The following is a 20,839-nucleotide window of genomic DNA, read 5'->3' as shown; positions in this document are numbered from 1 at the left end:
GATCAAAATCCGTTCTGGTAAGCGCTGGGGGCAGCGGTGTTCTGAAAGGGAATCCAGCCTCCGGACTGTCGACGCAACGGCACGACATTCCCTGGGGAGGCTGCTGCGGGAGCGTGCGAGGGCAGATCAGCCCAGATACGCAGCAGATAGCGGGCGGACTGTGGCGGGCGGTCAGCGTTCCATCGCCGCGCCACCATCTCGACCAGCCGTTCATTTCCCCAACGTGCTGCGAGAGCTGTTACCCGATCCCATTCCGATTCGGTCAGTCGCCAGCCGACGAGCATTCCAGCGCTTGTTATGGCTGTTACCAGGTCCTTGGCTCCGTCCGGAACCTTCACCGAGTCCTGCTTGACGGTGCTGTTCTCTCGGTACGACCCCAGCAAGCTAGCTTGCTCTTTGGTGGTGGTAATACTCCCTACGGGAGTATTACCACCATGCCCGCGCGAGGAAGAAACTTCCAAGTCTGTGTGCTGAAACTTCCCACTTCCGGCTTCCGGAGTGGAGTTCTGGGAGGGAAGTTCCTGGAACCTAGTTCCCTCTTCGGAATCTTCAGGGTTGGGAGTAGGAAGCTCCTTCTCTGAACCGACACGGCCAACGCCATTGCTGCACAGCAGTATCGAGTAGGCATTCGGGTTGGAAGCACCCCCTCCCCGCTCGTGGCTCAGTTCTCCGAGCTTCGCCAGCTCTCCGAGGCACTTTGTTATCGACCGGGGAGTAAGACGGGTAAGCGTCGATATCTCTTCCAGGGTCAGCGTCGCCTTGCCGTCGTCGTCCGCCTCACGGGCCAGAGCCAGCATGACGAGGCGTGAGCCCCGACACGACTTTGACTGTGACCAGACCAGTTCGGTCGCTATGTCGCTCATCAGCGCTCACCGCGGCCTATGAATATGCGACGGCTGAGGGAAAGACCAAAAGACTGGTCATCTTCCGGGACGTAGCCGTTTTGATGCGGCTCCGGGGTGAGGTACAGCGTTTCGGTAGGGAGGTAGAAATCGTGGGCACGACGCCAGTCGGCTGCCCTGCCGAAACCGCGCCTGACCATTCGCGCCACTTCCTCTTCGGTCCTGCGGTCGATGAGCATGCGGTAGAAATCCGATTCGAAGAGGTGGGTAACAGACCGACTTACGGGAAAGACCCGTACGAGCACGGCCGTAGGTGCAATTTCTCGGATCTGAGCACCGATGTTCGTACGGCGAAATCCGGAGGGGCTGTTCTGAAGCATGGGAGAACTCCCGTGAACGCAGGGTCCGCCTTGCGGAAGAATCGTTTCTTCGAGAGCGGAGTCAGGCTGCTACGACGCGGAGCGGGGGCGTGCCCTGCCCGGCTTGAGACTTTCGGTAGCGACGGGCGAGTTTCAGCAGATACTCGTGCGTCACGCCAAGCCCGCGGGCGACGGCGGCAGCTTCCAGTGAGGGATCAGTGGCGAAGCGCGCAATCACCGCGTCGCGGGCGGGCTTTGTCAGAGGTGAGGTGCACCCTCTAAGGGCGCCTTCTACGGCTTTCTCGGTGTCCCGGTCTTGCCAAGCACGCCGCAACTCTGAGCGCTCCGAAGCCAGAAGGCCGCCCCGAATGCCGTACTCGTCGTCATCCTTGAGGGATTCCACCAGGCACCGGGCAGCGACGGCCACAGGGCATGACGCGCAGAAATTGCGAGGACGATTGAGGGAGATTCCCAACTTGGCTTTCACCACGTCGGGGTCTTCCCGCGGGCCGTCTGCGAGAGGGACGAACATGTTGATGTCCTGGTTGGCGCATCGGGCAGATTCGGCCCAGTGCTTACCCGGAGCTTTCTTCGACTCCTCCAGGAGGGGCAGCCAGTTTCCCTGATGCACAGCCTTGATAAGGCTGGATATGTCAGTGCTCATTTGTGTCTCGCGATGTTAGCAGCGCCGCGAATGGTTCCATCGGGCGCGAGAGGAGATCAGGAACGCTTACGAGAGCGCTTGGACGGCTGAAGCGCCATCAGTGCCGACTCGTCATCCCTCTGGGTCCTTGCACCAGGGCTGACGAAGTGCATATCGGAAATCGCGTGGAGGTCGTCCTCCGTGAACTGCACGAATTTCCCGAACTTCCGGTGCGGGAGCGTCGATATACGCTCACGAAGCCACTTTTCGGGAATGTTCAACCGTTCAGCGGCTTCGCTGTACCCGATGTGCAGACGCTTGTCGCGGGAGTCCGTAGCTTGACTGCCCAACAAGGCGTCCAGGCCGCCGGCCTGAGCCAAGAGGCCGACCATGGCCGCGAGTCCCTGCAAGTCCACGGCCGGGCCCGCGTTCGCCGGTGCCACGGCCGCCATCACGCCTCCAGCCCGCGCAGTTCGGCGGTCCGCAGGTCGAAGGCATGCCCGCCGGAGGCCGCCCATCCGGCCTGGGGGAACGAGCGAATGATCCACCGGGCGATGGTGAGCGCCTTCGCCCGAGGGATACGAAGGGTCCGTCCACGGGCGTTCACGGCGGTCAGCCCGAGGTGAGGCCACAGAGTCCGAGGCCCCTGAAGGCGAACTTGTACGACAGCGGCTTCCGGCAGCAGGGACGACAGTTGCGCCGCCAGCCGTTCGGCCGGGCCCGAAGGGATCTCCACCTTCGGGTTGCAGTCCGTAGTAGGGGACATGCGACACTCCTTTATGTGGTACGCCGCTCCGTCGTGCCGTGCGAAAGGACACGGAGTGGCCGTGCGAGTGACCAGCGCCCTTGTCGGGGGCTGCGGATCACGAGCTGTTTGGCGTCCGAGAGGTGCGAACTCTCGGACGCCGATGGCGTTTTCAGGGGAGGGAGCGCACCCGAGTGATGCGCGGTAGCCCCTCTCCACCAAGTCGGTCCACGATGCGAACCGCAGGTGTGCGAAGGCTGAGAGGGGTGCGAACCCCCTCGTTTTTCGCTAAGATGAAGCTATCTTGGTTCGCATTAAAAGTCAACAGTCCGAGGATTCCTCGGGTCACCCAAAAAACGAGGTCCGATGCCAGCTCGCCGTTTCGACAGAGAACGTGTGCGTGCGGTACGTCGAGCCGCCAACGTCTCGCAGGCCGACGTGGCGTCCGCCCTCGGTGCTGCGGACTCGACCGTGGCGGGGTGGGAGTCGGGAGCGACGACACCCGATCAGGAGAAGTTGCCTGCTCTCGCCAGGGTGCTGAACCGGGATCTGGACGACCTGTTCCCGCGCGACGGCTTGCCAGATCTGACCGACCTACGGTGCGACGCCGGCCTCTACCGGTACGAGACGCGGGCGGTCATCGGAACCAAGAGCGATGGGCCGGTGGCTGGAGCTGAGCAGGGCGTACGACGGCTCAAGGACCGGTACGTCCCTCTCCTGGTGGCTGCATATGGGGTGACCGAGGACGAGCTGAAGCGCGCCCAGGACCGGTCTTTCGGAGAGGCTGACGAGGACGCCGCCGAGGCCGAGAAGGTGCCGGAGACGCTGGCAGAGAAGATCACTCTCCTGCTGGAGCGCTCCTACCCGGGCCGAAGCGCTCCGGGGGATCAGGAGATCGCGGACTCGGTGAACGCCTACGCGGGCTCCCAGGTCACATCGGCCGAGGACATCGAGGCCCTGCGGACGGGTGGAGACGACGCACCGGTGCCCGTGGTCCTCGAAGGTCTGGCCAACTTCTTCGATGTCTCCAAGCTGTACTTCGAGCCGAACGAGTCCGTCGCCCGGCAGGTCTACGAAGGACTCCGCCTCATGTCGGCGAACAAGCAGGGCAAGGTGGGCCGAGTTCGGGCCCGCGGGATGGGCGCCGAGGGCCTGCCGGCCGATGTCCTCTCGATCCTGAACGACCTCGCCACCGAGCTGGACAAGAAGGCCGGTCCAAGCACCAACAACTAGCGCCGCACCAGGCGACGTTCGCCCTGGGATGTGGTGATCGTCAGGGCGTATGGGTGAGCGGGGTCAACTGCACGCCGAGCTGATGTTCTGGCTCACCGTGCGGGACGCCGTCCGCGCCGAGGAACAGGTAGAAGTACTGCGTCGTCAACGGCCTCGACGGCGAGGTTATGCCCGCTGTGGAGCCGCTCAAGGCCCCAGCAGAGTAGAAGTGCGGCAGCCACTTGGGGCCCACGATCGCTTCTACCCAGGCCCGCGCCTCCCCCGGGTCAACTGCCTGGCGAGTGCCGAGCTGCTTATGCCGCGCGGCGACCGACAGTGTCAGCACAGCCCCTTCCCGGCCAGGGCGGTCCAGGAGTACGGCCTGGTCGACGATGTCCCCGACGATGGTGAGGACAGCATGCCGGTCGGTCACCGAGCGCACCGGTCCGAAGCGGTGCGGCACCGTCTTTCCCTCCGCCCGCAACTGCTCCAGCACGTCTTTAGGCAGTGCAGAGGCCAGGCCGCTACCAGCCGGCTCGGTCGAGAACAGGTTCCGGCGAAAGTACCGCAGCTCATCCTCCTGCTTACGCAATACAGTACGAATATCCACATATATGCCGCCTACGGTACTAGCCGACCTAATGCGCATCTAATCGCCAATTATTCCTGGAGCGGCACTGGTGCCCTGTTCCCCAAGAAACCCGCGAGGGTCAGGAAACAGGGCACCAGGTGAGGTTCTTACTGTCCCGTGCTGTTCGGTTCGTGGCGCACACCGGAGGCGAACACGGTGTGGACCCCGTTCAGTGCGGCGAGATCCGCGAGCGGGTCACCGTCCACCAGGAGGAGATCCGCTCGGAAACCGGGAGCGACCTTCCCCGTGATCTCGCCCAGGCCCAGGGCAGCAGCCGCCCGCGACGTCGCCATGTCGATGATCGAGGCGTTCGACAGCCCCAGGTGCGAGTAGAACGACAGGGCCTGAGCAAGTCCGTCGAAGCCAGCACGTTGCACGCCTGCATCCGTCCCCGCGATCAGGCGGACTCCGGCGTCGGCCATCTGCCCCACCAGGTCGAACATCGCGTTGGCGCGCTCCTCGCCGAAGAAGCGCGGGAGCATCTGCCAGTGCGGGCTTACGGCCGGGCAGACGGTGATGTCCTTCGCGATGATCTGCTGAACCACGTCGGGCCGGAAGTCCAGGCCATCGCTCGACATCCAAGTGCAGTGCTCGATGGTGTCGACGCCGGCCTCTACGGCTGAGGCGATGCCGTCGGCACCGTGCGCGTGGGCCGCGACAGGCACGCCCGCTTTGTGGGCTTCCTCCACAAGGGCGGCCAGTTCCTCCGCCGTGAACTGAGACTGGTGGCTCCTGGGGCCGTCCTTCGTGAGACCGCCGCCGGTGACCATCGCCTTGATGACGCCTGCCCCGGCCGCGAGGTTGCGCCGTACGAGCTCGCGGATCTCGGTCTCGCCGGAGACTTCGCCGCCGAGGAAGTGGCAGTGTCCGCCCACGGTGGTGGCCGGGGTGCCCGCGGAGACGATCCTCGGTCCTGGTGTATGCCGATCGCTGATTTCCGCAGCCAGACGAAGCGCCAGTCCGCCGCGGTCGCCGAGATCGCGGACGGTGGTGACGCCACTGTGCAGGAGCTGTTCGCTGCGCCGCCGCATGTCCTCGAACAGGGCTTCATCCGTCGAGCCCTGGAGGGTGGACACCGGGTCAGGCCCGCCATCGAAGGCCAGGTGAACGTGAGCGTCGATGAGCCCCGGCAGCACGGTTCCGCCGAACTCGAATCGAGGCACGTCGGCCCCGGCCCGCTTCTCGATTTCCTTGCGCGGCCCGACGGCAGAGATCGAGTCGCCCTCGATGAGAACGGCACCGTCTTCCAGGTAGGTCCCCGAGTCGACGAGCACTCGTCCACCGGTAATCAGCATCGTGACTCCTTGATCTTGCGAGGTCATGCGGCTGCGCGCAGTTCGTCGGATACCGCAATCAGTTGTTTCACATCCGACTCGCGGTCGCTCCCCAGCGCCATCGCGAGCGGGACCGCGCGGCGGGGCGCGGGGACCCCCTTCTCGATCCGAGCGGAGGCCCGGCGGAGCCTGGCGGCAAGCTCGGCGGAGTCGATGTTGAGGACTGTGCTGTCGTCACCCTCGTCCAACAGGTACGGGCTGATGTCCACCAGGCCGTCGCGGCACTCCACGATGCGGCGGTGGTAGCGCCGGTGCACGCCACGGGCCCGCCATCGGTCCAGTGCAGCAGAGGACGCCAGCCTCAGCACGTTGTCCGGATACGCCTCCGCCAACAACTCCCACAGAGGCGAGAGGCGACGGTGATCACGCCGGTGTTGAAGCCAGAGCCGTAGGGAGGAGATTCGCGCTCGGGCTCCGGAGTAGGTGACACCTGCGGCGAACAGCAGGATTGATGCGACCAAGAGGAAGGCCACGGCCGCCATAAGGGGATGTGGCACGTCCACGTCTGCTGAGCGAACGGCGACAATGACGGCTCGAATCGCGCACGCTACGGCCATCGCTCCCAGGCCGACGGCGGTCATCCAGAGCCCGGTGGAGTGCGGACGTCGGGACATGCGGGCGTATCGGCGAGTCCACCGAAACGCCATGCCGAGGGCATACATGAGGTAGAGGCCAGCGCCGCCGTAGAAGAAGGCGATCTGGAAAATCGTCATGTCGGCTGTGCTGAAGCTGCCGGCGAAGACCTCGTGCGGCACCGACACCGCAGCCACGGTGATCGCGACTGCGACGACCACGACGAGCACGGCTTCCCTGCGCGCCCGCCGACGCCCCGCTTCTTCGTCAGCGGCGGAGTAGAGGTAGAAGCACATGAGGAAGTAGACCGTCAGGAGCAACAGCACGTTCTGGATCAGCTTCGCCGTCCCGTGGCCGGCGACGGTGTCGACTCCGGACGCGCCGCCGGGCATCGCTACGGGATACGAGAGCGCAGCGCAGAGCAGGCAGAGGGTGACCGAGCGAAGAGGTGGGTCATGCGGGCTTCGCTTCCACTGGTAGAGCTTCCAGACCAGTGCGGCCAGGAGCCCCAGGAGCAGGAGTTCCACGAGTTACAGCCATCCCCGCCGGTCGCCAAGAGCCGCCTCGACCCGGCGCAGGGCGGGATCATCAGCCGGAGGAGTGGAGTTTGCGAGCAGGGCCGACCACTCCAAGATGATCGTCGCCACGAGTTCGACGGAGCACTCCTCGCCGTCGTCGTACGAGCAACGCTGGGCGACACGCTTGACCGCCTCGGTCCCGAAGACCGGCAACAGGGTGGCCCACCCCTCCACGTCGACGGCCGCCGCGTCTTCGTCAGGGGCAGTATCCGGCGTATCCGTCTCCACCTCGCGGGCGGAGTCCTCGGCTGCCTTCTCGTTCTCTGCCACGAGGATGTGTCCGACCTCGTGCAGGATGATCCCATCCTGGTGCAGCTCGGTCGTCTCCTGCTGGTACAGGATCACGTCGTAGGTGTCGTACTCCGCCCACATGCCCGAGGGCCCGGGCTTGGGCAGCGGAGCTGCACGCAGAAACAGCGGGCGCCCGCGCCGTCGGCTCAGCTTCTCGCAAAGGCCGTGAACGTCGAGCGGGGGAGTCACCCCGAGGTCTTGCAGCTCCCGCCGAATCAGACGGTGCAGATCCTTCTCCACCGTCCGGGCTGTGGCTGTACGCCAGCGCCCAAGGCGACGGCGGTTGACTCCGTCCTGAGCGGGAACCTTGGGCTCCGACGTGTCTCGACCACTCTTATCCGACCACACTGAGTTATACCTCCAACCGGCTCTGATGGCTCCCCCGAGCCGGGCGACACCGCGCCCATGTCGATGACGACCGGCTCCCGGCGCCGGAACCGACCGCGGTCGGTGCTCCTGCGCCCCACCAAACCCCCTCGCAGGGGAAGGGATGCCAGGGCATCCAGGGCTTCCCGCCGCGCTCGGATGTCACGTACGCGAATACGCGCTGACATCCCGAGCGGGGCTGCCCCGTGGAGCTCCCGGGAACCTCTTTGGACAGTACGTGACGCTTCAGGCAAGACATGGCCTGAAGAACATGATCGATTCGTGTAGATGGCAGGTAACTTCGACCGGTCAAAGTGACGTAAAACAACCTTGTTTAATCCCGTACGAGCCTCTGAACTGCGTTTTTAATGCCTGGCGTGAACGGATCAACTTTTGCGAGTCGATGGGCGACTCCGTTATCAAGCTGAGACTTTAGGTCAGGCGAGGGGGCGCGCAAACGGCGGCGAAGTGGACAAAATGGCTGACGGGAAGGGGTGTGGCGGCGGTCACTCTGGGGCAGTTCGGGCAACTGAGGCGTTTACGCTTTCAGCCATGTCGAACGCGATATCCACCCACCCGAATAGTTACCTGGAGTTCTGGAATGAGTACCATCTGTGCACATTGACCACGCTGCGGCCCAATGGGCGACCGCATGTCGTGCCCGTCGGTGTGACGGTGGATGTCGACGCTGGAGTGGCCCGGGTTATCACCCGCAAATCGAGTCGTAAAGTGGCCAACATTCTCGCGGGTGGGGGCGAAGCCCGCGTGGCCCTGTGTCAGGTCGACGGAGGCTGGTGGGCCACCCTCGAAGGGGTGGCGGAGGTGTGTACCGACGACGATGTGGTCGAAGACGCGGTTGCCCGTTACGGAAAGCGATATGGCCGTACGCCGGCTCCGGACCCGGAGCGGGTCGTCATCCTGGTCTCGGTCGAACGGGCGTTGGGCCAGACCTTGGGCGCCCGACCCCAGCCAGCCCAGGCCGCTGCGTAGCGTCGAGCGATCCACGACATAGGCATATGCACACCCTGTGCCGCCGAGTCTTCAGGGCACCGGGCTCAGCGGCTTGGGCTGGCACCATCTCCTGTGCGCGCTCAGCGACCTGCATGGGCAACCCACGGCACTTGGTCAAGGAGACGAATCTCTTTTTCGCCACGGACACCGTGCTGGGCATGTTGCCTGAATCGCCGGCCGGTGTCCTGACCCGGGCGCCCATCGGGATCGCTTCCTCGTTCGCCCGAGGTCGGCTCTGGGACCGATGATGCTATGGCGACCGCTACGGCAGTGCATTCAATCTGCCGATCCAACAAAGTACCGAGCAGTTGGAGCTCGGCGACCGGCTGCTGTTCACCGACGGCATCACCGAAGCCCGCGCGTTCAGCGTGGAGCCCTTCATCGACTTCATCATCCGACACCACACCGACAACCTCCCCGTGGACGAGACGCTGCGCCGTCTCAAGGACGCCGTCATGGACTACCACCAGGGACGACTGGAGGACGACGCCACCGTCCATGTCTGCGAATGGCACGGCCCGCGCGCCTTTGATGGGGCTCCTTGAAAATCCCCACCACCCACTCGGGGTGAGCCAAGACCTGCTCGATGGATCTCCCCACCCACGACGGTTAGAGCGGGGCCGCCGCATCACCGTGACCAATAGGTGCGAGTTCAGGGGGCGAGCAGCGGACCGAAAGTCTGCTGTGCGATCTCCTCGGCCTGCGCCTGGGTGACTACTTGGCCGGGGATACCCGGGTGATCGTTGATCCAGGTTTGGGCGGAGGCGGTGGAGGTGAAGAAGTTCAGGGCGTCGCAGCATGCGGTAGCCGCGGGCCCGCCGCCTGGTCGCTGCCCGACGAACACCACCGCGTCTTCCGGCTCCCAGGTGGCCGCCTCGCCCCGGGTCGTGATGGTGACCTGCTCGCCATTCACCGGGTCCGAGGAAGTGATCACCGCATCCGCTTCCAGCATGGGGGGAATTCCGAGTGCGTCGATCGCGCACATGGACCACACCTCTACACCGCCATCGATCTGTACGCGGTGACGGGTCGGTACGGCGCAGAAGGGGTACGCCGCGTGGATCTGCCCGGCCTCGTCCAGGGTCAGGAAGTCCTCGGCGGCCAGCTTGGCCAGCAGCTCTCTGGCCGTCCGGCCCGCCTGTTCGGCTACCGGCTCCAGCACCTCGGGACCGGGGGCCGTCCCGGTTTCGGCGAAGTACCGCAGCACCGCCTGGTGCACCGCCCGCAGGCCCTGCTCGGCGGGTGCACGGCGTCCCCGCCCGGCCCGCCCGACCGCATCGAGAGCGTCTCTCTCACAGCAGTCCACCGGTGCGGCAGCGCTCACCTGGCTGGCACCGGTGAGGGCCTCGCGCAGCGCGGCCACGCTGGGGGCGCCGGTAACTTCGCCGTCGGCGTCCCGGTACAGGCGGCACGACACGCTCGGCACCGCCCCGGCTGACGCGAAGGGGTCCACGCCGTCCAGAAGAATTGTCGGCGAGCCGTTCATCCCGCGCGTGGCGGCCTGGTCCGGGTCGTGGATCTCGACCAGTTCCGTCTGCGCCGCCCGCCCCGCCAGTGCCGCGGTGATCCGCTCCAAGGCCAGTGGGGCGTTCGGGCACTCCGGAACCGTCAGCACCGTGATCCGCATCCTGCTCACCCTCCCAGCTCATCATCCTGCCCCGATGCTAGACCTTCCAGCGCACTGGAAGGTCAAGCAGTAACGTGGAGGCATGCGCATCGGCGAGCTCGCGGCGGCCAGCGGGCTGACCACCAAGACCATCCGCTTCTACGAGCAGACCGGCCTGATGCCCGGCCCGCCCCGCACCCCGAGCGGCTACCGCGACTACCCCGAGCAGGCGAAAGCCCGGCTCGACTTCATCCGCGACGCCCAGGGGGCCGGCCTCAGCCTCGCCGAAATCCGGTCCGTCCTCGCCCTGCGTGACGGCGGCCAGGCCCCTTGCGCACACGTCACCGCACTTATCGACCAGCACCTCGCCGACATCGAATGCCGCTTGGCCGAACTGACCGCCACCCGCGAGGTATTGCGCGGCCTCGCCCGGCGTGCCGCCGCTACCGACCCCGCCGCCTGCACCGAGGACGAGATCTGCACCATCCTCGCCCCAGCCCACGACCCGAAGGTCGATCGTTGAAACTCCCCACTTCGTTGAACCCCCGGAGCGAGTGAGGCGAGGAGCATCCCTTGCCGTTTCCAAGGATTCCCATCGCCTTGACAGGGCGATACACAGAAGGGCGGGTTACCCGTCTGGCCAGGGAGCCCTGGGGCCGTCAGCCGAGGGTCTGGAGCAGTTCGTTGCACGCTTGTTCGCAGGAGTGACAGGTTTCGGCGCACAGGCGGCAGTGTTCGTGCATGCTGGCGTGCGAGGAGCATTCGTCGGCGCAGGCTCTGCACGCAGTGGCGCAGGCGGTGAGCATGGCGCGGGTGACGTTGGCGTCGTAGCCGGTGTGCCGGGAAAGTACGGACGCGGTGGCGTTGCAGATGTCGGCGCAGTCCATGTCGGTGCGGATGCACTTGGTGAGATCGCCGACCATGCCCTCCGAGAGGCAGGCGTCCGCGCACGCGGTACACGCTTGGGCGCAGGCGATGCATTCTTCGATGCAACGGGTGAGCTTCTTGCGGTCGACGTCGCCCAGGTCGGCCGGGTATGTGGCGAGCATGTCCTTCACGGTGGTGGACATCAGGATGCCTCTGTCTCTCCGTGGGACCGGCGGATCCGGTTGGTCGCCTCGCGAGTCCCCGGTATACCTCCAGCTAACTCCCATCAGCGCGAACGCGCCCGGCGCATGTGAGGTGCATCGGGCGCGTTGCTCGTAAAGGTCAGTGGTAGGCGTGGACGACGGCGTGGCCCTTGCCGCGCCCGATCATCCACTTGTTCACCGGCGTCGTGATCAGGAACGCGACGACGAATCCGCCCAGGAGCGCCGACCAGAACAGCCCGTCCGACAGGTGGGCCTCCATCGCGCCGGGGGTCAGGGCGATGATGCCGTTGTCGACCAGCTCCATCACGGCGATCGAGACGGTGTCGGCGGCCAGTGCCACCTTGACCGCGCTCTTGAGGTCCAGGCCCACCCGGAGGACCGCGAACAGCGTGAACGAGTAGCCGAAAAGGAACGCCAGCGAGATTGCCAGGACCATGGTCTCCACGTTGCCCCACAGCAGCGCGGTGCCGATGACCATGCCGAGGATCTCGCCGATGGCGCAGCCGGTCAGGCAGTGCAGGGTGGCCTTCGCGGCCATCGGCCAAGACGCGCCCTGCGCGTGCTTTCCGTGGTGATCGGCGTGCGCGTGGTGGCCCTCGTGGGTGGCCGGGTCGTGTCCGGTGCCGGTGCGGTGAGTGTTGTGGTCCATGACCTTCATCCCCATTCCCGTCCAGTGTGGTCCGTTCGCCGGGCTCCACATATCAACCGTATACCCCCTAGGGGTATTCCTCTAGTGGTCTTCTGTCGCCTGTGTCGACTGGTGGAGGATCTTCCAGGTGCGCCCGGCGTCGCTGGAGTGATAGATGGTGTCGGTGCTGTCGGCGGCCAGCAGCCGCTGCGTGGTCACTGCGGTCAATATGGTGGGAACACCACCGCCGGGAAGGCGGCCGTGCTCGGTCCAGTTGCGACCGCCTTGACTGCTGAACACGCGGCCGTCCGCCGCGAGGGCGACGAGCATGCCGGGCCCGGTTGCGGCGACGGCGACGAGGGCGGGGGCACCGGGAACGGCGTCGAAGGTGCGCCCGCCGTCGGTGCTGAGCTCAAGGCCCTTTCCCGTGGAGGCCCACACCGTCTCTGGGTTTTTTCTGTGGGCGGCGAGGTCGAGAAGCGGCTGCTTGGCGCGCTTGTTCCAGGTGCGACCGTGGTCGGCGCTGGCCCACAGTCGACCGCTCTGGCTGTCGAATCCGTAGAGGGACGCGCCGGCCTGTTGGAGGGCGTGGAAGTCTGCCTCACCTTCGGCGGAGAGGGTCTTCCAGGTGCGGCCGGCATCGGTGCTGCGGATCAGGCCCAGGTGGGGCGAGCGGGCATCCGGGTCGGTCGGGGAGGGGTGGCCGCTGGCCAGAAAGGTGGACGGACCGGTGACGGTGAAGCCCATGGTGTCCTGGTAGCGGTCGGCCACCCGAACCGCCTCGCCGTCGCTGAGGCGGAAGACTCCGAGATGGCCCGCCGCATAGACGGTGCCGTCGGCCGGGTCGACGCCGAGGCCGTGCAGATGCCCGGTCCCAGGATCGGCGGCCGGGTTGCCGGCGTCCGTTTCGGGGCCGGTGCAGGCGGCGAGCAGCAGGGAGGCTGCGGCCAGAAGCGCGGCGCGCCCGCGGCGCCGGGGTATGTGTACGGAGGCGATCACGTGCGATCCAAGCTGTTGAGGGAAAGCCGACGGCGGATGGGGCTGCACGGGCAGGGGCGGGCGTCGGTGGGCGCCCGCCCCTGCCGAGGTGCGGTCAGTTCTTGCCGAGCAGCTCGTTCATCTGGGTGATCTCGGCTGTCTGGGACGTGATGATCGCGTCTGCCATCTTCTTGGCCGGCTCGTAGGAACCGTCGGCCTTCTCGGTCTCGGCCATCGATACGGCACCTTCGTGGTGCTTGATCATCATCTCCATGAAGGCGGTGTCGAACGCCTTGCCCGAGGAGTCCTTGAGCTTGTCCATGTCCTCGGCCGTCATCATGCCGCTCATGCCGTGCTCGGAGTGGTCCATGGCGCCTTCCGCGGGCACCTCCTCGCCCCACGAAGTCAGCCAGCCGGACAGCGTCTTGATCTCCGGGTCCTGGGCCTTCTTGATCTGCTCGGCGAGCGCCTTCACCTCAGCCGACCCGGCCCGGGACGGCGCGAGGTCGGCCATCTCGACCGCTTGGCGGTGGTGGGGGATCATCCCCTTGGCGAAGGCTACGTCGGCCGCGTTCTGCTGGCCCTGTGAGGCCGACGCCGAGGCAGACGGGGACTCCTTGCTGTGCCCGTCGTGTCCGGCCGAGCTGTCACCGTTCCCACCGCAGGCGGCGAGGACGAGGGCGGCGGCTGCCGAAGCGGCCACAGCGGCGGTACGGCGGACGAGGGATCGCTTGCTGGTCATGGTGCAACTCCTTGTGCGCGCGGCGGCTGCGCGGCGGCGCGCGAGGGATCTGGGATGAGGGCGTACGAAGGCGCGGCACCGGTCCCGGGAACATCCGGGCATCGGGGTGCCGTGCGGGCCGCTCTATATCCGCAGGAGTTGCAGCTCGGACAGGTCGGGAGGCGCTCGGCAGCCTTCGGCGGGCCGCGCCGTGCCCGCCACCGGAGTGCAAGCGGCAGGCGTGTCCATGAGGGCGCTGGTCAGTGCGGGTGGCGCGTACGCGGAGCCGATTCCGGCCGCCGCGCATGTCCCGTCCGCGTGGTCGAGATGGTCGTTGCCGCCGTCTGTGTGGGAGCACCCACTGCTCAGGTGCGGTGCGTCGGCCACTTGAGCCATCGCCATCTCGTGCGTGGCATCCGATCGCCCTGCCGGTGCCCCTCCGGGGCCCAGGGCATGCATGCCGAGCAGGCCGGTCAGCACGGCCAGCATGAGCAGCACGAACAGCCGCCCGGTGGGGCGGCGGCTGGATCCTGTGCTGCCGGTCATGCGCCCATCCTATGAGCAGCTGCCCACGAACCGCTTACTGGCCGGCCGGATGCTACGGCGAGCAGCCGGGGCGAGGGCGTGACGGGCGGCTGGACTCTGCCTGGGCGGTGCGACGCCGCTCGCACCGCGAGCTGCTCACACCGCCCTTCACCAGGACGCGACCAGGCGGGTCAGGGTGCGGTGCTCGCTGACTCGTCGGCGGTGCTTGACCGTTCTGCGGGATGCGCCGCCGTCGAGAGACGCTCTCAGTCGGCCGACCTCGCGCGGAGATGGTCATTGCTGCCCGTCTGTGGTCCGCAACGCCGCCAGGACGGTTGCCGTCAGAACGTCGGGGGCCGCCGCGCTGGTGAGCCGTCCCGCCTGGACTTCGCCCGCAGCGGCGTGCATCAGCTGATAGACGACGGTGACCAGCCAGTCCGCCGACAGGTCCCTGCGGATCGCGTCTTCTTGCTGACCGCGCAGGATCAGGTCGCGCACGGGGCGAAGGATGCGGTCGTGTCGGCCGCGAATGACATCCGGGGGTAGAGCCGCCGCGGCGGCTGCGAAAGCGGAGAAGTTCCGGTCGAGCACCTGCCAGGACGAGCGCATCAGCCGCGCCAGTGCCTCATCGGCGAGCCCGACGTCACCCGCTTCGGCGTCGAAAGCGTGAACGGCTTGCGCGACGGAGCGCTCCAGTGCTGCCTCGAGGAGGCTCTCGCGTGTGGGGAAGTGGGAGTAGAGCGTCACCCGGCTCACCCCCGCCGCTCGTGCGACGGCCGCCATGCTCGACTGCGGGTCCACCAGCAGGCACTCCACCCCCGCGTCGATGATCGCTGTCGCGTTGCGCTCGGCGTCCGCCCTCCGACGGGGGGAACTCTCGTCCGCCATCGGCACCTCCGTTGAAGTAGTCGTCGGCGTCAAACTTTACAGTGCTGTTCACATTCGGCCGAGCGGCGCGTACCTTATCCCTGACAGCAGTGTAAAGTTTAGGGAGATCCTCCGTGGACCCGCGGCACACCACATCGGCGTCACAGCACGTGCACCACCCACACGAGGGGCCGCCGTCGCCTGTTCACCGGCATCGCTGGTGGGTGCTCACCCTGCTCTGCCTCGCACAGTTCATGCTGATCGCTGACGTGACGGTGGTGAACGTTGCCCTGCCCACGATCGGTGCCGAACTCTCCCTCTCCGGCTCCGCGCTGACGTGGATCGTCACCGCGTACACGCTGTTCTTCGGCAGCCTCCTGCTCCTGGGCGGACGCCTCGCGGACACCCTGGGCAAACTCCGCATGTACCTCGTCGGACTGTCCCTCTTCACCGCCGCATCCCTCGCTTCGGGCCTTGCCGCGAGCGGTCCCGCACTCATCACCGCACGATCCGTCCAAGGAGTCGGGGCGGCCCTTCTCTCCCCGGCCGCGATGGCGCTGGTCACCGTCCTGTTCGACGGCCCCGCCCGGCACAAAGCCCTCGGACTCTGGGCGGCGATCGGCGGCGCGGGCGCCGCCGCGGGCGTACTGCTCGGCGGGGTACTGGTGTCCGGACCCGGCTGGTCCTGGATCTTCTACATCAACATCCCTGTCGGCCTGGTCGCCCTCGTCGCGGTACCGGCGCTGCTCGGCCGGACGCACCGCGCGGCAACTCCGGCCCCTTCCCGTAAGCGCCTTGACCCGCTGGGTGCCCTGACCCTGACCACGGCCCCCGCTCTCCTGATCTACGGCCTCGTGGAATCTCGCGACCGAGGCTTCGACACCGCCCACGTCTGGCTACCCCTGGCCGGCGCGGCTGTCTTCACCGTCGCCTTCTTCGCCGTGGAACGCCGCGTCGCGGTGCCGCTCGTGCGCCTGGAGGTTCTCGCCCGGCGCAGCCTGCTCGGCGGCGCGCTGGTGATGCTGGCCGCGAGCGGCCTGCTCATCTCCGCCTTCTTCCTCAACTCCTTCTACGTGCAGCACATCCTCGGCGAGAACGCCCTCACCACCGGACTGGCCTTCCTCCCCGTCGCCGTCGCCGTCACCCTGGGCGCCCACCTCGGCGGAACAACGGTCGGCCGCATCGGCTGGCGACTCGCCGCAGTGGCGGGATTCGCCCTGACGGCGCTGGGCGCACTCCTCCTCACCGGCCTCACGGCCGACAGCGGACTGTGGACGGGCCTCACCCCGGGCTTCTCTCTCATGTCCTTCGGCCTCGGCACCACCTTCGTCTGCGCCACCACCGCCGCCATGAACGGCCTCGGCCACCAGGACACCGGTCTGGCGTCCGGCCTTGTCACCACCGCACACGAACTCGGCGCCGCCCTTGGAGTCGCCGTCATCGCGATGGTCGCGGGGGCGAGCCTGGAAGGGGCGGGCGACCTGAGTGGCTACGCAGCCGCCTTCACGACATCCGCCGCCATCGCCGTGGCCGCGGGGATTGCCGGCTGGTTCCTTCTTCCCGCCGGCCGGCCGGACCTCTCTCAGGGCCGCGTTATGGCGCACTGAACCGTCGATCGTCGCTGCACAGCGGGCCGGCGCACGATCAGCATGCGCCGGTGGGCTGCACCGAACCCGGTCGACCAGGCAGCGGCGGGCGCGCGAACCCCTCTGGGCGGAAGATCGGGCCTCGCCCTCGTGCAGGATCTGCCCTTTCGATGCGACCTGCGCGGTGTACGCATCCCGTCCGTGGGCCTCCGCGGCGTCGCCGAAGCGGTCAAGGTCCATGAGGTGGACCTATCCACCCGGCGTCTGGGGGCCAGCTGCAGCAGGTCGGGTCGTCTGGCTGGAGCGCCGACCATCGGTCGGAGGCTCGGCTCGCGCGTACCACCAGTCACTGGTCCGAGCGTCACCCCCACGAGTCCGCACTCTGGATGGATGTTCCATCGGGTCAGCCGGTGAAGTGCCACTTGCGCCCAACGGGAGGGGGGTACGCAGGTCAGGGCCTGTGCGAGCAGCTCGGCTGGGGCGCGTAGGCGGCGAGAGTGATCTGTGCGATGAACTCCGGGGCCTGTTCCGCGGTCATGGCGCCGCTCCTGACGTCCGCGGCCGTGCCCTTGAGGACGTGGTGGAGGGCGCTGGCCAGCCAGGCGGCGGGAAGGTCGTCACGGAACGCGCCCTGTGCCTGCCCGCGCACGATGAGTTCGCGCACACGCTGTTCGGGTCCGGCGTGCAGTTCATGGATGCGTCCGGGAGGCAGGACCTTCTGAGCGGCCTCCAGCATCGCACCGGACTGCGCGATGAGCAGCCAGCTGGAGCCGATGAGCTCGCGCAACGACTGGGCCGGCTCGCCCGTCAGGTCCAGCCCGGACAGGACCTCTTCGCCGCGTTCCAGCAGATGTGCCAGGGCGGCTTCGACGAGACCCTCCCGGGAGGGGAAGTGGCCGTAGAGGGTGACTCGGCCGACGCCCGCGGCCTGCGCGATCTGTACGACGCTCGCGTCGTGGTTGCGGCTGAGGCAGTCGATGGCCGCGTCCAAGATCTTCTCGACGCTGTGCTGCGCGTCGGCCCGACGTGCTCCTGACGGTGTCGAGCGAGGCATTTCACTCCATAAGTCGAACACGCTTGTACGAGTTATAGTAGCGTCCATAACTCGTACAAGCCTGTTCGACTTACCTGCAAGGGGGTAGATCGTCGTGAGCGAAGCAGAGATCTCCACCAGTCCCACCCGCACACCGGATCCACGTCGGTGGAAGATTCTTGGCCTGGTCGGCGTCGCGCAGCTGATGCTCATCCTGGACGTCACGGTCGTGGCCATCGCATTGCCGCACCTGGGAGCGGACCTCGGTCTGGAGCGCGAGGCGCTGACCTGGGTCGTGAGCGGGTACACCCTGGCCTTCGGAGGTCTTCTCCTACTGGGGGGCCGGGCTGCGGACCTGTTCGGCGCACGGCGCCTCGTCCTTCTCGGCCTCGTGCTGTTCGCCGGCGCCTCCCTGCTGGCGGGTCTTGCGGAATCGGGAGGCATGCTGCTCGCCGGCCGGGTGATCCAGGGCCTTTCCGCGGCCATGCTGTCCCCGGCGGCCCTGTCGTTGGTCGTGACACTCTTCGAGGGCGAGGAGCGCAACAAGGCCCTGGGGATCTGGTCGTCCCTCGGTGGCAGCGGCGCCGCCCTGGGCGTGCTGCTGGGTGGCCTGCTGACCGCGGGACCAGGCTGGCCGTGGGTGTTCTTCGTCAACGTCCCCGTGGGCTTGGCGCTGGTCGTCGCGCTGAGGGCCTACCTGCCGCCACAGCGGCGTGCCACCTCGGGGCGCCTGGATGCCGTGGGCGCGATCCTGGTCACCGCTGCCACCGGCACGCTGACCTATGCGCTGATACGCGCCGGCGACAAGGGGTGGATCACCATGGCGACGGCGGGTCTGGTGGTTGCGGCTCTGCTGCTGTACTGGGCTTTCGCGGCCTGGCAGCGGCGGACGGCGACGCCTCTGATGGACATCCGCCTTCTGACGCGTCGGCCGGTGGCCACGGGCACGCTGCTGATCCTGGTGGCCACAGCTCTGATGATCATGGTGTTCTTCCTCGGCACCTTCTACCTCCAGGACCACCGCGGACACGGGCCGCTGGCAACCGGCCTGTTCTTCCTGCCCGTTGCACTGGCAACCATGATCGGCGCGAACGCCGCCGGCCGCGTCATCGGGCGGACCGGATCCAGGACGCTGGGAGTGGCGGGTCTGCTGGTTGCCGCCGCCGGGATGACTGCTCCCGCCCTGTGGGAGAACACGGCAGCCACAGTTGCGGGTATCGCGGTGGCCGCCGCGGGCACGGGAGTGCTCTTCGTGGTCGCCTCCGCCACTGCGCTGGGCCAGATCGAACCGCACGAGGCGGGCCTTGCTTCGGGCATTCTCAGCACGTTCCACGAGTTTGGCGCATCGCTGGGAGCTGCTGTGGTCTCAAGCATGGCCGCAGCCGGTATCGCCGGAGGTGACGCAGCTGCTTTCGCCCCCGGGTTCGCCGCGGGCGCGGTCGTCGCTGCCGTAGCCGCGCTCCTGACCTTCTTCCTGACCCCGAAGAAGCCTTCCCCGTGACCAGGCGCGGCGCTTGAACCGACGGCAACCACGCCCCTGCGGGTCCCTAGGAGAGCCCGCCCGGGCACTCGCTTTCCGCCCCTGCGCGAGCTCTTGCTCCGTCTGCGCCACCCCTCGGTGACCGGTCAGTCCGCAGGCCGGCGGAGGTCGATAAGGACGCAGGTACGAGTCGGCACTGCGGATCGCCTGGTGATCAGCTCCGACCAAGGCCGTACCTTCTGCGCTGCTTGCCGCGCGCCGGAGGCCCATGCGGCCGAACGACCGGTCGCTGACATCCTGGTGGCCCTCGTATCGGGCAAAGAGACATAGCTGAACAGCTGTTGACGGGCGGGCCTGGGCACCCGGGGCCGCCTGCCGCTCCCCGGAGTGGGCGGTGAGGCCCGGCTCCGTTGCACGACTAGCAGACCGTTCGGTACTCCAAGGCAGTCGTGATCGCGCCGATGGGTGGCGCCCCAGGCCGGGTGTGACGCACGTCCTATTTTTGCGCTCGTCTCGGACCCCTCACGGAAGCCGTCGTCTGCTCATCACCTGTGCTGTTGCCGATACGCGTGTCCGGACAGGACCGTCTGTTCGGGCTCCGTTCGAGGCCGGGGCGGCGAATGGACGGCAGCACGAGCGACTAGGATCACGGCATGGTCACGGCTTGGTCCTCTCCCCGTGTGGCACGGGCCCGCTCGTCAGCGGGTCCGCTGCGCGTGCTGTGGGTGGCCGTCACGCTGTTCACCTTCGTATACGCGCACGGGGTGAGCCAGGAAGCGGTCAGCGCTCACCTGGACGCTAGCGTGACTGCGCCCGCTGTGGACGTGGGTCACGGCCTCGCTGTCGAGGACGGGCCGGCTGATCACCATGGTGGTGAGCATGACGGCTCGTCTCATACGGCTGCGGAGTGCGTACCCGGTCAGCCGCAGCAGGCACCGACTCTGGATGTCCCGAGCCTCTGCGCCCTGGTCGTGGCAGACGCTCCTGCACTGCCGCGACCTACTCCGATCGCGTTCGGTGACGTCGCGGCAGCCAAGCAGTTGCCGAGCACGTCGATAAGAGCCACAGTCCTGCAGATCTAGCACCGGCGACCTTCCCCGGCCCTCCACGCCTTCCCGTGTGACGTGACTTCGGGCAGCCCTCTGCGGCTGTGGGCGCGATGAGGCCGGTCGTCGCTGTCTCTCTCCTTGCTCCGACGCGCCGCGTTGTGTCGCGAGGCAGGTTCCTGCGACGTCGCCCCTGCCATGGAACGTCCCGCCCGCCGCTGCGCTGCCCTTGGGGCGCGCGACGGCCGCCTGCGGAGGAACTGTGCCGTCCCCCACCCGTATTCGCCGACGTCCCGTGATCGCACCGGTACAGCAACGGCTCATGGCCCTGCTCCTGAGCGGCTTGCTCCTGAGCATCCTCGGCTGTGCGCTACCGCTCCACGAGCCCAGCGATGCTCACGGCGTGCCCCGCGCGGTCTCGGCTGCCCAGCAGGGCGTTGAGCAACTGCCGCACGCTGCCGCACCCGCTGACTCGTCCTGCTCGCCGGCCGGCGCGGACACCGCTGTGGTTGCCGGCCAGCAGACGCGTACGCCGACGTCCGCCGCCACCGCCCCCGAAGCGACAACGGGGTGCTCGCCGTCAGCTGACGCCGGCGTTCGGCAGGCACAGGTGGCGGTGCCAGGAGCTGGCTCAGGCCGAGAAACCTTGTGTTCGCTCTGCCGGTGGCGGAGGTAGGCCGCCTCTTCCCGCCG

General features: G+C 67.3%; 23 protein-coding genes. 6 read left to right on the top strand and 17 right to left on the bottom strand.

Annotation, left to right across the window (positions count from 1 at the left end):
• Positions 1 to 2: 2 nt before the first annotated feature.
• The 5 genes from ACH4UK_RS03610 to ACH4UK_RS03590 all read right to left on the bottom strand — a co-directional run bounded on the left by ACH4UK_RS03610 (position 3) and on the right by ACH4UK_RS03590 (position 2,610).
• Positions 3 to 863 carry a hypothetical protein gene (locus tag ACH4UK_RS03610; RefSeq protein WP_152335262.1) on the bottom strand — a complete coding sequence of 287 codons (861 nt, stop codon included), beginning with the start codon at positions 861 to 863 and terminating at the stop codon, positions 3 to 5.
• The gene (locus ACH4UK_RS03605; protein WP_152335263.1) at positions 863 to 1,222 is read right to left on the bottom strand and encodes a hypothetical protein; all 360 of its coding nucleotides are present in this window, start codon (positions 1,220 to 1,222) and stop codon (positions 863 to 865) included. The genes ACH4UK_RS03610 and ACH4UK_RS03605 overlap by 1 nt, the downstream gene beginning before the upstream one ends.
• A 61-nt stretch (positions 1,223 to 1,283) precedes the next feature.
• Positions 1,284 to 1,865: a WhiB family transcriptional regulator gene (locus ACH4UK_RS03600; RefSeq protein WP_079037619.1), complete on the bottom strand. Its 582-nt coding sequence runs from the start codon at positions 1,863 to 1,865 to the stop codon at positions 1,284 to 1,286.
• Between the two features lie 56 nt (positions 1,866 to 1,921).
• A complete protein-coding gene (locus ACH4UK_RS03595; protein ID WP_230883009.1) occupies positions 1,922 to 2,296 on the bottom strand; it encodes a helix-turn-helix domain-containing protein in 375 nt (124 codons plus the stop codon).
• Positions 2,296 to 2,610, bottom strand: coding sequence for a hypothetical protein (locus ACH4UK_RS03590; RefSeq protein WP_063785779.1), 315 nt, complete (start codon positions 2,608 to 2,610; stop codon positions 2,296 to 2,298). Before ACH4UK_RS03590 ends, ACH4UK_RS03595 begins: the two co-directional genes overlap by 1 nt.
• Positions 2,611 to 2,985: 375 nt before the next feature.
• On the opposite strand from ACH4UK_RS03590, the gene ACH4UK_RS03585 reads away from it, so the two are divergent.
• Positions 2,986 to 3,822 carry a helix-turn-helix transcriptional regulator gene (locus tag ACH4UK_RS03585; RefSeq protein ID WP_230883007.1) on the top strand — a complete coding sequence of 279 codons (837 nt, stop codon included), beginning with the start codon at positions 2,986 to 2,988 and terminating at the stop codon, positions 3,820 to 3,822.
• Between the two features lie 40 nt (positions 3,823 to 3,862).
• On the opposite strand, the gene ACH4UK_RS03580 is transcribed toward ACH4UK_RS03585, so the two are convergent.
• From ACH4UK_RS03580 to ACH4UK_RS03565, 4 genes are all read right to left on the bottom strand, one after another.
• Positions 3,863 to 4,411, bottom strand: coding sequence for a hypothetical protein (locus ACH4UK_RS03580; RefSeq protein WP_230883006.1), 549 nt, complete (start codon positions 4,409 to 4,411; stop codon positions 3,863 to 3,865).
• A 128-nt stretch (positions 4,412 to 4,539) separates the two neighbouring features.
• Positions 4,540 to 5,727: an amidohydrolase family protein gene (locus ACH4UK_RS03575; RefSeq protein ID WP_055643665.1), complete on the bottom strand. Its 1,188-nt coding sequence runs from the start codon at positions 5,725 to 5,727 to the stop codon at positions 4,540 to 4,542.
• A gap of 23 nt (positions 5,728 to 5,750) precedes the next feature.
• Positions 5,751 to 6,866, bottom strand: coding sequence for an MAB_1171c family putative transporter (locus ACH4UK_RS03570; protein WP_055643666.1), 1,116 nt, complete (start codon positions 6,864 to 6,866; stop codon positions 5,751 to 5,753).
• A 3-nt stretch (positions 6,867 to 6,869) separates the two neighbouring features.
• Entirely contained in the window at positions 6,870 to 7,448 is a 579-nt protein-coding gene (locus ACH4UK_RS03565) for a hypothetical protein (protein WP_055643667.1), read from the bottom strand.
• A gap of 678 nt (positions 7,449 to 8,126) precedes the next feature.
• Between ACH4UK_RS03565 and ACH4UK_RS03560 the strand changes: the two genes are divergently transcribed.
• Positions 8,127 to 8,564, top strand: coding sequence for a pyridoxamine 5'-phosphate oxidase family protein (locus tag ACH4UK_RS03560; protein ID WP_398354397.1), 438 nt, complete (start codon positions 8,127 to 8,129; stop codon positions 8,562 to 8,564).
• 302 nt (positions 8,565 to 8,866) lie between these two features.
• Positions 8,867 to 9,130, top strand: coding sequence for a SpoIIE family protein phosphatase (locus ACH4UK_RS03555; RefSeq protein WP_079037620.1), 264 nt, complete (start codon positions 8,867 to 8,869; stop codon positions 9,128 to 9,130).
• A gap of 107 nt (positions 9,131 to 9,237) precedes the next feature.
• On the opposite strand, the gene merB is transcribed toward ACH4UK_RS03555, so the two are convergent.
• Complete coding sequence (gene merB, locus ACH4UK_RS03550) at positions 9,238 to 10,212, bottom strand: alkylmercury lyase family protein (RefSeq protein ID WP_055646320.1); 975 nt, start codon at positions 10,210 to 10,212, stop codon at positions 9,238 to 9,240.
• An 82-nt stretch (positions 10,213 to 10,294) separates the two neighbouring features.
• Here merB and ACH4UK_RS03545 point away from each other — a divergent pair, with 82 nt between their 5' ends.
• Positions 10,295 to 10,714 carry a heavy metal-responsive transcriptional regulator gene (locus tag ACH4UK_RS03545; protein ID WP_055643670.1) on the top strand — a complete coding sequence of 140 codons (420 nt, stop codon included), beginning with the start codon at positions 10,295 to 10,297 and terminating at the stop codon, positions 10,712 to 10,714.
• Between the two features lie 136 nt (positions 10,715 to 10,850).
• Here the strand turns inward: ACH4UK_RS03545 and ACH4UK_RS03540 are convergent, their stop codons facing one another.
• The 6 genes from ACH4UK_RS03540 to ACH4UK_RS03515 all read right to left on the bottom strand — a co-directional run bounded on the left by ACH4UK_RS03540 (position 10,851) and on the right by ACH4UK_RS03515 (position 15,022).
• A complete protein-coding gene (locus tag ACH4UK_RS03540) occupies positions 10,851 to 11,261 on the bottom strand; it encodes a four-helix bundle copper-binding protein (RefSeq protein WP_055643671.1) in 411 nt (136 codons plus the stop codon).
• 139 nt (positions 11,262 to 11,400) lie between these two features.
• Positions 11,401 to 11,940: a DUF4396 domain-containing protein gene (locus ACH4UK_RS03535; protein WP_398354928.1), complete on the bottom strand. Its 540-nt coding sequence runs from the start codon at positions 11,938 to 11,940 to the stop codon at positions 11,401 to 11,403.
• A 72-nt stretch (positions 11,941 to 12,012) separates the two neighbouring features.
• Positions 12,013 to 12,957, bottom strand: a complete 945-nt coding sequence (locus tag ACH4UK_RS03530; RefSeq protein ID WP_398354396.1) for a F510_1955 family glycosylhydrolase — start codon at positions 12,955 to 12,957, stop codon at positions 12,013 to 12,015.
• Between the two features lie 46 nt (positions 12,958 to 13,003).
• Positions 13,004 to 13,630, bottom strand: coding sequence for a DUF305 domain-containing protein (locus ACH4UK_RS03525; RefSeq protein ID WP_055643673.1), 627 nt, complete (start codon positions 13,628 to 13,630; stop codon positions 13,004 to 13,006).
• Positions 13,631 to 13,753: 123 nt separating this feature from the next.
• Positions 13,754 to 14,155 (bottom strand): DUF6153 family protein, encoded by a 402-nt coding sequence (locus ACH4UK_RS03520; RefSeq protein ID WP_055643674.1) that lies wholly within the window; start codon positions 14,153 to 14,155, stop codon positions 13,754 to 13,756.
• A gap of 273 nt (positions 14,156 to 14,428) precedes the next feature.
• Positions 14,429 to 15,022, bottom strand: coding sequence for a TetR/AcrR family transcriptional regulator (locus ACH4UK_RS03515; RefSeq protein ID WP_055643675.1), 594 nt, complete (start codon positions 15,020 to 15,022; stop codon positions 14,429 to 14,431).
• Between the two features lie 113 nt (positions 15,023 to 15,135).
• On the opposite strand from ACH4UK_RS03515, the gene ACH4UK_RS03510 reads away from it, so the two are divergent.
• Positions 15,136 to 16,608, top strand: a complete 1,473-nt coding sequence (locus ACH4UK_RS03510; protein ID WP_398354395.1) for an MFS transporter — start codon at positions 15,136 to 15,138, stop codon at positions 16,606 to 16,608.
• A 430-nt stretch (positions 16,609 to 17,038) separates the two neighbouring features.
• On the opposite strand, the gene ACH4UK_RS03505 is transcribed toward ACH4UK_RS03510, so the two are convergent.
• Positions 17,039 to 17,641: a TetR/AcrR family transcriptional regulator gene (locus ACH4UK_RS03505; RefSeq protein ID WP_055643677.1), complete on the bottom strand. Its 603-nt coding sequence runs from the start codon at positions 17,639 to 17,641 to the stop codon at positions 17,039 to 17,041.
• A gap of 88 nt (positions 17,642 to 17,729) precedes the next feature.
• On the opposite strand from ACH4UK_RS03505, the gene ACH4UK_RS03500 reads away from it, so the two are divergent.
• Positions 17,730 to 19,121, top strand: a complete 1,392-nt coding sequence (locus ACH4UK_RS03500; protein WP_398354927.1) for an MFS transporter — start codon at positions 17,730 to 17,732, stop codon at positions 19,119 to 19,121.
• Positions 19,122 to 20,839: the final 1,718 nt, after the last annotated feature.

The sequence above is a fragment of the Streptomyces sp. NPDC020884 genome, assembly GCF_044333935.1.
Classification (GTDB): Bacteria; Actinomycetota; Actinomycetes; order Streptomycetales; family Streptomycetaceae; genus Streptomyces.
Note: the sequence above shows the minus strand (reverse complement) of the source record. Positions and strands in the feature narration are given on the sequence as shown.

Excerpts from the sequence above, each read along its gene's own strand:
- ACH4UK_RS03505 (WP_055643677.1), bottom strand. The coding sequence starts at position 17,641 with ATGCCTCGCTCGACACCGTCAGGAGCACGTCGGGCCGACGCGCAGCAC.
- ACH4UK_RS03605 (WP_152335263.1), bottom strand. The coding sequence starts at position 1,222 with ATGCTTCAGAACAGCCCCTCCGGATTTCGCCGTACGAACATCGGTGCT.
- ACH4UK_RS03540 (WP_055643671.1), bottom strand. The coding sequence starts at position 11,261 with ATGTCCACCACCGTGAAGGACATGCTCGCCACATACCCGGCCGACCTG.
- ACH4UK_RS03610 (WP_152335262.1), bottom strand. The coding sequence starts at position 863 with ATGAGCGACATAGCGACCGAACTGGTCTGGTCACAGTCAAAGTCGTGT.
- merB (WP_055646320.1), bottom strand. The coding sequence starts at position 10,212 with ATGCGGATCACGGTGCTGACGGTTCCGGAGTGCCCGAACGCCCCACTG.
- ACH4UK_RS03520 (WP_055643674.1), bottom strand. The coding sequence starts at position 14,155 with ATGACCGGCAGCACAGGATCCAGCCGCCGCCCCACCGGGCGGCTGTTC.
- ACH4UK_RS03545 (WP_055643670.1), top strand. The coding sequence starts at position 10,295 with ATGCGCATCGGCGAGCTCGCGGCGGCCAGCGGGCTGACCACCAAGACC.
- ACH4UK_RS03515 (WP_055643675.1), bottom strand. The coding sequence starts at position 15,022 with ATGGCGGACGAGAGTTCCCCCCGTCGGAGGGCGGACGCCGAGCGCAAC.
- ACH4UK_RS03525 (WP_055643673.1), bottom strand. The coding sequence starts at position 13,630 with ATGACCAGCAAGCGATCCCTCGTCCGCCGTACCGCCGCTGTGGCCGCT.
- ACH4UK_RS03600 (WP_079037619.1), bottom strand. The coding sequence starts at position 1,865 with ATGAGCACTGACATATCCAGCCTTATCAAGGCTGTGCATCAGGGAAAC.
- ACH4UK_RS03560 (WP_398354397.1), top strand. The coding sequence starts at position 8,127 with ATGTCGAACGCGATATCCACCCACCCGAATAGTTACCTGGAGTTCTGG.
- ACH4UK_RS03595 (WP_230883009.1), bottom strand. The coding sequence starts at position 2,296 with ATGGCGGCCGTGGCACCGGCGAACGCGGGCCCGGCCGTGGACTTGCAG.
- ACH4UK_RS03590 (WP_063785779.1), bottom strand. The coding sequence starts at position 2,610 with ATGTCCCCTACTACGGACTGCAACCCGAAGGTGGAGATCCCTTCGGGC.
- ACH4UK_RS03535 (WP_398354928.1), bottom strand. The coding sequence starts at position 11,940 with ATGAAGGTCATGGACCACAACACTCACCGCACCGGCACCGGACACGAC.
- ACH4UK_RS03575 (WP_055643665.1), bottom strand. The coding sequence starts at position 5,727 with ATGCTGATTACCGGTGGACGAGTGCTCGTCGACTCGGGGACCTACCTG.